Genomic DNA, 9,155 nt, shown 5'->3' with positions numbered 1-9,155 from the left:
TGGAACTTCAGCAACCATTGCTTCTGTTGTAATCAGAAGGCTAGCAATTGAAGCCGCATTCTGGAGAGCAGAACGCAAAACTTTCACTGGATCAACAATTCTTGAAAGCAATCAAATCACCAAATTCACCGGTTGCAAAACGTGAAAAAGCATTAAAAAAAACGGGCACAGAAGGCCCGTTTCTTTATTACTTCTATGGAATAAGAGCTTAGAAATCCATTCCGCCCATTCCACCCATTCCGCCACCTAAGCATTGGAGGCATTGGTGTATCTTTCTTTGGAACTTCAGCAACCATTGCTTCTGTTGTAATCAGAAGGCTAGCAATTGAAGCCGCATTCTGGAGAGCAGAACGCACAACTTTCACTGGATCAACAATTCCCAAAGCAATCAAATCACCAAATTCACCCGTGGCGGTATTGTAACCATAAGTGTCAGCATTATTTTCCAACACTTTGCCCACAATAATCGCGGCTTCTTCACCGGCATTGGTTGCGATTTGACGTGCTGGCGCTTGGAGAGCACGACGAACGATATGAATACCAGCTTCTTGGTCAGGATTACTTCCCTTAACGGTCAACGCATTTGCTGCACGCAACAATGCGGTACCACCACCAGCAACAATACCTTCTTCAACAGCAGCACGTGTTGCATTCAAAGCATCATCAACACGGTCTTTCTTTTCTTTCACTTCAACTTCTGTTGCACCACCCACACGGATAACAGCAACACCACCAGCGAGTTTAGCAAGTCTTTCTTGCAATTTTTCACGGTCATAGTCAGAAGTTGTTTCTTCGATCTGAGCCTTGATTTGATTAACGCGAGCAGTAATTTCAGACTTTTGTCCAGCACCATCAATAATGGTGGTGTTTTCTTTAGAAATATTCACTTTCTTTGCACGTCCAAGCATATCCAAAGTGACATTTTCAAGTTTAATGCCCACATCTTCAGAAATAACCTGTCCGGATGTTAAGATTGCGATATCCTCTAACATTGCTTTACGGCGATCACCAAATCCTGGAGCTTTTACAGCAGCAATTTTCAAACCACCACGCAACTTGTTAACCACGAGCGTTGCCAAAGCTTCACCTTCTACATCTTCAGCGATAATGAGAAGTGGTTTTCCAGATTGCACAACAGCTTCAAGCACAGGAAGAAGAGATTGCAAATTAGACAATTTCTTTTCGTGAATGAGAATGTAAGGATCATCAAGGTCAGCGACCATTTTCTCAGCATTTGTGACAAAATAAGGGGAAAGATACCCACGGTCAAATTGCATACCTTCAACGACTTCTAATTCCGTTTCAGCGGTTTTAGCTTCTTCCACGGTAATGACGCCTTCATTGCCCACTTTTTCCATAGCATCAGCGATCATTTTACCGATTTCAGCAGCGCCATTAGCAGAAATGGTTCCTACTTGTGCAATTTCTGCTGAAGTTTGGATTTTTTTTGCTTTTTTGAAGAGGTTTGCCACCACTTCATCCACAGCAGCATCAATCCCGCGTTTAAGATCCATTGGGTTCATGCCCGCAGCAACAGCTTTAACGCCTTCTTGCACAATAGCTTGTCCTAAAACAGTTGCTGTTGTTGTTCCATCACCAGCGATATCATTGGTTTTAGAAGCAACTTCGCGCAACATTTGTGCACCCATATTTTCGAACTTATCTTCAAGTTCAATTTCCTTTGCAACGGATACACCATCTTTTGTGATGCGAGGCGCACCGAATGATTTATCAATCACCACATTACGACCTTTAGGGCCGAGTGTCACCTTAACAGCATTAGCAAGGATGTCGACACCGCGCAACAAACGCTCACGCGCTTCACGGCCAAATTTGACTTCTTTAGCAGCCATTTAATTTCTCCTTGGAGTTTTCTCAAAATAGTACACAATGAAAAGTTAAGCGCTTCAATTAGCCCATAATTCCCATAATGTCAGATTCTTTCATGATGAGGAGATCTTCCCCATTAATCTTGACTTCAGTGCCAGACCATTTTCCAAAGAGGATACGGTCTCCTGTTTTAACTTCTAAAGGCACGCGCTTTCCGTTATCATCGAGAGCGCCATTGCCAACAGCAATCACTTCGCCTTCTTGGGGTTTTTCTTTTGCTGTATCAGGGATGATAATCCCACCAGCCGTTTTATTTTCAGATTCAACCCGACGGACAACGACACGATCGTGAAGTGGGCGGAATTGTATATTAGCCATGTTTTAAATCCTTAAAACTGAACATAATTGCATTAATCTTAAAAGTTCTTGCTAGCACTCATAGCTTGAGAGTGCTAGTATGAGTTAGATATAAAATCGGTATCTCTCAATGTCAAGAATAGCCATAAAAATAATTTCTCTAAATGAAGATTCAAAGTCTTGCCTCTTATTGCACTTTCGCGTTATTTAGCTTTTTTAAGAACCCGTGAACAAAAAAGGATCTTATCATGGTTGAAACACGTCAGGAAACGGATAGCTTTGGAACGATTTCGGTACGTCAAGATCGTTATTGGGGCGCACAAACTGAACGTTCTCTGCACAATTTTAATATTGGTAGTGAAAAGCAGCCTCTTGCCATCATCTATGCCTTAGTTCTTATCAAAAAAGCTGCAGCTGTTGTAAATATGGACAAAGGAAAACTACCAGAAAATATTGGAAAAGCAATTATTGCCGCCGCCGATGAAGTACTTGCCGGCGATTTTGATACGCATTTTCCACTCTCCGTCTGGCAAACAGGTTCTGGCACACAAAGCAATATGAATGTCAATGAAGTCATTGCTAATCGCGCTAGTAAGATTTTGGGAGGAAAACTTGGAAGCAAAAAACCAGTTCATCCCAATGACCATGTCAATATGAGTCAATCATCAAACGATTCCTTTCCCACAGCGCTTCACATTGCCACCACGTTGCAAACACGCCAACACTTACTACCAATCCTTGAAGCTCTTATTGCTATACTAAAACAAAAAGAGCAAGAATTTGCAGACATCATTAAAATCGGACGCACCCATACCCAAGATGCAACGCCTTTAACCTTAGGGCAAGAATTTTCAGGCTATCGTGCCGCATTAGAAGCCAATCTTCAGCGCATTGAAAATGCTCTAACCGATGTCCACATGCTTGCTCAAGGTGGCACGGCTGTTGGCACAGGGCTGAATGCACCAAAAGGTTTTGACATTGCTTTTGCGCAAACAGTGAGCACTCTCACAGGAATAACATTCCAAACTGCTAGCAATAAATTTGAAGCACTCGCCCATCATGGCGCCCTTGCGCATTTCCACGGAAGCTTGAATGCTCTTGCTGCTGATCTGTTTAAAATTGCGAATGACATTCGGTTTTTAGGTTCAGGTCCACGTTCCGGTTTAGGGGAACTCAGTCTTCCTGAAAATGAACCCGGATCTTCTATTATGCCCGGCAAAGTTAACCCCACGCAATGTGAAGCCTTAACCATGGTCGCATGTCAAGTTTTTGGTAATCACACCAGCGTAACCTTTGCCGCAAGTCAAGGGCATTTTGAACTCAACGTTTATAAACCTGTTATTGGCTATAACGTTTTACAATCAATTACCCTTCTTGGTGATTGCATGCGCTCTTTCGATATGCATTGCATTCAAGGATTACGAGCCAATCGCGTTCATATTCACTCGCTCATGGAGCGCTCACTCATGTTAGTCACAGCTCTTGCACCAGAAATTGGCTATGAAAAAGCTGCTGAAATTGCCAAAGCAGCGCATAAACACGATACAACTTTGCGCACCGAAGCATTAAAAGCTGGCGTTTCTATAGAGGATTATGACCGATTAGTTGATCCCAAAAAGATGATTGCTCCCCAATAAACAACCCACTAAAAAAGATGTAAACGTCTTAAAACAAATCTTTCTGTCAAAAGATCGGGGTGTAAGCACACACCCCGATGATGACCGATAACGATTACCCACAGCGTTCATTTTAGGCTCTGGTCCACATTTCTACTCTTATCTCAATGAGATAATGTGTTTCTTTATAATGATCATCTAGCGTTATCCATATTGAATGAGAATTCTGAATACCATAGGATTTTCCCGTTTTAAATCTGTCCTATGTTGAATCAATCAAAATCACTCACTTGCACATCACAAGCGAGATAAATGTGTGGCGAAGTGAATGTGTGGATAGAAATTGTATAAGATAAGAAAGGACTAAACACGCCTCTAATGAACCGCCTCAACTGCCAAGGGCTGTCACAACATTGTGGAGAAGTCTGTCACAACAGCCACGGGCTGGCAAATATAATGATGATGCCGGCTTGCTTCTTTATGAAGCGTAAAGATAGGGTGCTCAATGGCTTTATCGTTATACCATTCACGAGCCACCATCGTGAAGTGGGTCTGGGAGCATTTTTATAAAGCGTGAAGATAGAAGTGCTCAATAGAGGAACAGCTGTTGGAAAAAAACTCAATGCACCGAAAGGTTTTGGACTTTGCTGAAACAATCAGCTCTCTGACGGAAATATCCTTGACAACTCGCAAGAAATTTGAGGCATTTACCCATCATAGCGCCCTCACCCATTTCCGTAAAAACCTAAGTGTACGCACTAATCTCTTTAAAGTTAATCTCTTAAAAATCACCAACGACATTCAGTTTTTAGGCTCTCATCCACGTTCCGGCTTTAAGCGAACGAAAAGGAGAATTTATCGTTTTACATGGTGCATGAGAAACCTCATGAAACTTTAAATTCTCGCACTTTTCTCCTTCTTATTCTTCGTATTCCATTCAAGCAATAAAAACTATTCGCAATCAAAACTATTCGCTTGGATTGTCATAAGCAAAAGTGGCATATAGATAAAAAAAGAAATAAAGAAATAAAGTCGCTCATCCTCTCAAGTGCTCAAAAGGCTATCGCAATACAAAGCTACGCAATATCAGAAACGAGAAAAGAATATGATAGTGCCAATACGCATTTTGCCACTAATTGAATATTAAGCACTTTGATATCAATCATAGAGGATAATATACTTAATACTTAATAACAAAGAGTGCTTTTAATATATATAAAATAATATTTTTTAAACAAATAAAAAGCCTGTTTAACATACTATAATTTTTTCTAAAACAAAGAGAACTCTGAAGAGGGTGTATATAAAAAATACTGAAAAATCAATACAAACGCGGGATAATAGCATGAAAGAAAGTTTTAAGAACGCTTAAATATGGGTAATTATAGATTTTTTGAGTATTTTAATTTTCATAATGATATTAAATATAGATTTCTTTAACCAATTTGTATATAATACACTTTGTATTCGAAATAAACTGGGGACGTTTTTTATGAAAACAAAATGTTTAATTGCACTATCTATTTTCACTTTCATTACCGCTTCAACAGCGCAAGCAGCAGATACGGTAATCTTTGAGCAATCAAAACCGAAGGTTTCATTGCAAAATGATTCATCGTCACGTATTTCACCGGTTACTGTTTCTGCGCCTTTTTCTTGGTCTGGTTTTTATGTTGGAGGACAAATTGGATATTTTTCCAGTAAAAATATTCTAGATTACGCACAAGAAGCCAGGGATGGAAAATGGGCTTGGGTTGATAGAACTCTATCACCGAAACCATCAGGATTGAGAGCAGGTTTGTATGCAGGTTCTAATATTGATCTGGGAGATGACCTTGTTTTCGGTTTTGATACGGACATAGTCTGGTCTGGGAAGAAAAGCACCCAAACAGACAATGGAAAGAAAATTCTAAATGAATTAGACTCTATTAACATTGCCTTTAAAGAAGCTGGGATTCCTATCATAAAACCTGCAGCTCAGGATGAAACAATCCCCAACTATGGTGACATTGTTGTCAGCAGTGTAACATTGAAAGAAAAATGGTCTGGTGCTGCGCGTGCGCGTATTGGTTTTGCTTCCCATCGCCTTATGCCTTATATTGCAGGGGGTGTAGCCTATACACAAATGCAATATATTATGTCACTTTTATCAAAATCGCAAGAAGATTCGACAATTTTTGCTTCTGGCGATGTGTTAGATAAGACAAAAACAATGCTTGGTTACACTATTGGTGGTGGTTTTGACCTTGCAATGACAGATAATATCATCATGCGTACAGAATATCGTTATTCAGATTTTTTTAAAAAGAAATTTGCAAACGATGACCTTAAAATCTCTTCTCAAACGCATGATTTTCGCTTTGGTATCGCTTATAAATTCTAAGTTTTGTAGAAAAATTGAACTATTAAAAACCCCTGTTAAAAACGGGGTTTTTTTTATGCCTCTTTCCCCCCTAAAAAGACCTAGATTCTAAAAACTAGGACTAAACTGTAAACAAATAGTCATGAAACAATAAAGCCTCTCCTCTTTTAAAGCAAGCTCCTATCCTCTCACCCTTCCATGTAATGCATTTGGAATATAAAAGCTTTACCATCATACCACTGGGCGCCATCGTAAAATACGCCATCATAAAATAAATGAGAGCAGTTATTAAGAGATATTGCTTTAAAATAACTATGGATATTGTGCATCAATTGCAGTTTTATAAGGTGATGTTAACTCGGCTTTCCCACTCTTGAAGGATCAAGATTCTAAAAACCCATTTTTAAACACCATGTCCGTTTATAAAAGCACAAAAACTCTTGGGGACCCTTGAGGAGGGAGCTTCTCTTGGCGCCTCCCCATGGAATGCCCTTAAACCTAAAGTAAAACAAACACTCTTAAGAATATCCAACACACACTGAAAAAAATACTGTAACGTTTCAAGGAAGTTTACAGACCCTATATGACCACACTTCAAATGACAGTGTTTTACAGCTATTGCATACCAAAGTAGAGAGAGGATATTGCGGTTCTCTGTTTATATAATTTCTGTAACGGAGAGACAACTTCATTTGGGGAGAATATGAAATTGTCAAGGCAAAAACCAGTTTCCAACCTTACCATTTCCCTCTGATTTACGACTTTCAAAGCCTCTAAAGCCCTATCTTTTAAGCCTCTACAGCTCTGTCTTTTAAAGAAAGGAGTTTACGCATTGCCTCATGCTTGTATTTCTCACGGACCTTTTTGGGATCACGCCCCTCATGTCATACGACAACGCTCCAAACCAAACACACTCAAATCAAAAACACTTTGGTTGCTAATTCACATGCGTGTTTTAAAGAAACATCTCTCAAAACCCTCAAGCCCATTTCGCAACAACGCCCACAAGAATATAAAATCTATAGAGCACCATCTTTACACTTCATAAAAGTGCAAGATAAAAGTACAAGCTGGCACCATCCATCATACACTCCTACCCCCCAATGATGCCCTTGAAACGGTTTATTAAGAGGCATTTTTATTCATTTTTTGTAAAATTTCATTCCACAATAGCGCATCCAGCTTGCAATGTACAAGAGACATGATTTTGGTCAATTTAAAATAAACAGACTTAAAATGAGAGAATCCTATGGTATTCGAGGTTTTTCATTCAACATGCAAAACATTGAACACTGTTTATCAATTCCACATGTTTTATAAATCAGCACGATGCGCCATAACAGGATAAAGGAAAATATTTATGAAGTGGTGCGGGTGGTCGGACTCGAACCGACACTCCTCTCGGAACCAGATTTTGAGTCTGGCGCGTCTACCAGTTCCACCACACCCGCACATTGCTATAAAAGACAGGACTATAAGAGACAGACTTGTCGATTATTCTTTTGCACTATATGAAGAAGCACAGATTCGTCAACAGAAGACTTCTCATTTTTTAAGAATTCATATCATTTTCTTATCTGTTTTATGAAATATTTTCTTTATTGGATTTCTCTACCGGATTTATAACAATCTCATTTGTAAAGTCTTTACCTCTTAAATTTATAGAAAGCCTCATGATATTAAACAAATTAAAGCTTTGGACGATTTCTTTAGCAAATCGGCGTACAGCACCACACTGGCTTGGTTTCATTGCCTTTATTGAAAGTTCTGTTTTTCCAATTCCGATAGATGTTTTATATATTCCGATGCTGCTTATCCATCAAAAGCGGGTTTATTACTATGCTTTGATTGCGACTATCTGTTCTGTATTAGGAGGCATTGCCGGTTGGTTTATCGGACATTTTGCCTATGATACTCTTGCCAAACCCATTTTAGAAATTTACGGTAAGGTTGAAAGTTTTGAATCTCTGAAAAATAGTGCAACCCTGCAATTTCTAGTCATTTTACTGATAACATCAGGTTTTTTTCATCTTCCCCCCATCAAGATTGTCACAATTTTGGCCGGTGTAATGAGTGTACACCTTGAACTTTTCATTCTTATTTGTATTTTTTCTAGAGGCGCTCGTTTTTATCTTCTCGCATGGCTGATTAAACATTTTGGACAAAAAGCAATGAATTTTCTAGTACAGCATTTCAAATGGATTATTCTCATTGGTTGTGTTAGTCTCGTTTTAATTTATGGGATTTTCATAGCTTTTTTAAACAAAAAGCTTTTATAAGGAACAGACTTAATGGCGTGCCTTTTGTCTTCTCACCCACTTTTATACAAGCACCTTCATCTTGAACCCAGCAGAAAAGAACAAAGTTTATGGGCTTTTTTTCTCGCTTTTTGCTTGTCCGCTACAATAGGTCTTGCCCTTGGTTTTGAATATTTTGGAGGGTATCTTCCTTGCGATTTGTGTCTCATAGAGCGTTTCCCCTATTATGGGGCCATACCCTTTTTGCTCTTAGCAGGTTTTGGAGCATGGTTTTTTCGCATGTCTGCTTGGATACAACTTTTATTTTTGTGTGTTTTTGTCTTAATGTGCATCAGCCTTGTTTTAGCCATTTATCATGCGGGTGTTGAATATGGCTTTTGGGCAGCTCCCCTCAGTTGTGGTTTAAGCGCAGTCAGAAAAACCTCAGACATTAACCAGCTACTTAATCAATTAAACAACATTCATCCCCCTTCTTGTTCTGAAGCATCCGCACGCTTTCTTTTTCTTTCATTTGCCGGCTGGAATGTCGTCTCAAGCCTATTTTACATGCTTATCAGTTTTTATGTTGCCTCAAAAGGGCTCTTTTCAAGCAATAAAAAACTCTAACCATAAAATAGAAACGAAACCGCATGCACTCGTTCTCTCCAATCGCTTCCCCCTAACCAACACCCTCCAGTCACCAATCACCACCCAAAACCACCCACCGCCAAACCAACCCACCAACACCAACTA

Annotated in this window: 5 protein-coding genes, 1 tRNA gene and 2 pseudogenes; 5 read left to right on the top strand and 3 right to left on the bottom strand. The window is 39.5% G+C overall.

Features of this window, described 5'->3' with window-relative positions; genetic code table 11:
• Positions 1-208: 208 nt before the first annotated feature.
• Positions 209-1,853: pseudogene (gene groL, locus ACFIJP_RS02080) on the bottom strand (chaperonin GroEL).
• A gap of 58 nt (positions 1,854-1,911) precedes the next feature.
• Positions 1,912-2,208 (bottom strand): co-chaperone GroES, encoded by a 297-nt coding sequence (groES, locus tag ACFIJP_RS02075; RefSeq protein WP_005774667.1) that lies wholly within the window; start codon positions 2,206-2,208, stop codon positions 1,912-1,914.
• Between the two features lie 227 nt (positions 2,209-2,435).
• Between groES and fumC (ACFIJP_RS02070) the strand changes: the two genes are divergently transcribed.
• From fumC (ACFIJP_RS02070) to ACFIJP_RS02060, 3 genes and pseudogenes are all read left to right on the top strand, one after another.
• Positions 2,436-3,824 (top strand): class II fumarate hydratase, encoded by a 1,389-nt coding sequence (gene fumC, locus ACFIJP_RS02070; RefSeq protein WP_375625311.1) that lies wholly within the window; start codon positions 2,436-2,438, stop codon positions 3,822-3,824.
• Between the two features lie 576 nt (positions 3,825-4,400).
• Positions 4,401-4,635, top strand: a pseudogene (gene fumC, locus ACFIJP_RS02065) (class II fumarate hydratase); the annotation flags it as partial.
• Positions 4,636-5,295: 660 nt separating this feature from the next.
• Positions 5,296-6,186, top strand: coding sequence for an outer membrane protein (locus ACFIJP_RS02060; protein WP_375625310.1), 891 nt, complete (start codon positions 5,296-5,298; stop codon positions 6,184-6,186).
• Between the two features lie 1,345 nt (positions 6,187-7,531).
• Here the strand turns inward: ACFIJP_RS02060 and ACFIJP_RS02055 are convergent.
• A tRNA-Leu gene (locus ACFIJP_RS02055) sits at positions 7,532-7,616 on the bottom strand.
• A gap of 222 nt (positions 7,617-7,838) precedes the next feature.
• Here ACFIJP_RS02055 and ACFIJP_RS02050 point away from each other — a divergent pair.
• The gene (locus ACFIJP_RS02050; protein ID WP_375625309.1) at positions 7,839-8,444 is read left to right on the top strand and encodes a YqaA family protein; all 606 of its coding nucleotides are present in this window, start codon (positions 7,839-7,841) and stop codon (positions 8,442-8,444) included.
• Positions 8,445-8,456: 12 nt separating this feature from the next.
• The gene (locus tag ACFIJP_RS02045) at positions 8,457-9,029 is read left to right on the top strand and encodes a disulfide bond formation protein B (protein WP_375625308.1); all 573 of its coding nucleotides are present in this window, start codon (positions 8,457-8,459) and stop codon (positions 9,027-9,029) included.
• Positions 9,030-9,155: the final 126 nt, after the last annotated feature.

The sequence above is a fragment of the Bartonella sp. MU37NMGALS genome, from assembly GCF_042194015.1.
Taxonomy (GTDB): domain Bacteria; phylum Pseudomonadota; class Alphaproteobacteria; order Rhizobiales; family Rhizobiaceae; genus Bartonella; species Bartonella grahamii.
The sequence above is the reverse complement of the archived record's forward strand: the minus strand, read 5'-3'. Positions and strand labels throughout refer to the sequence as shown.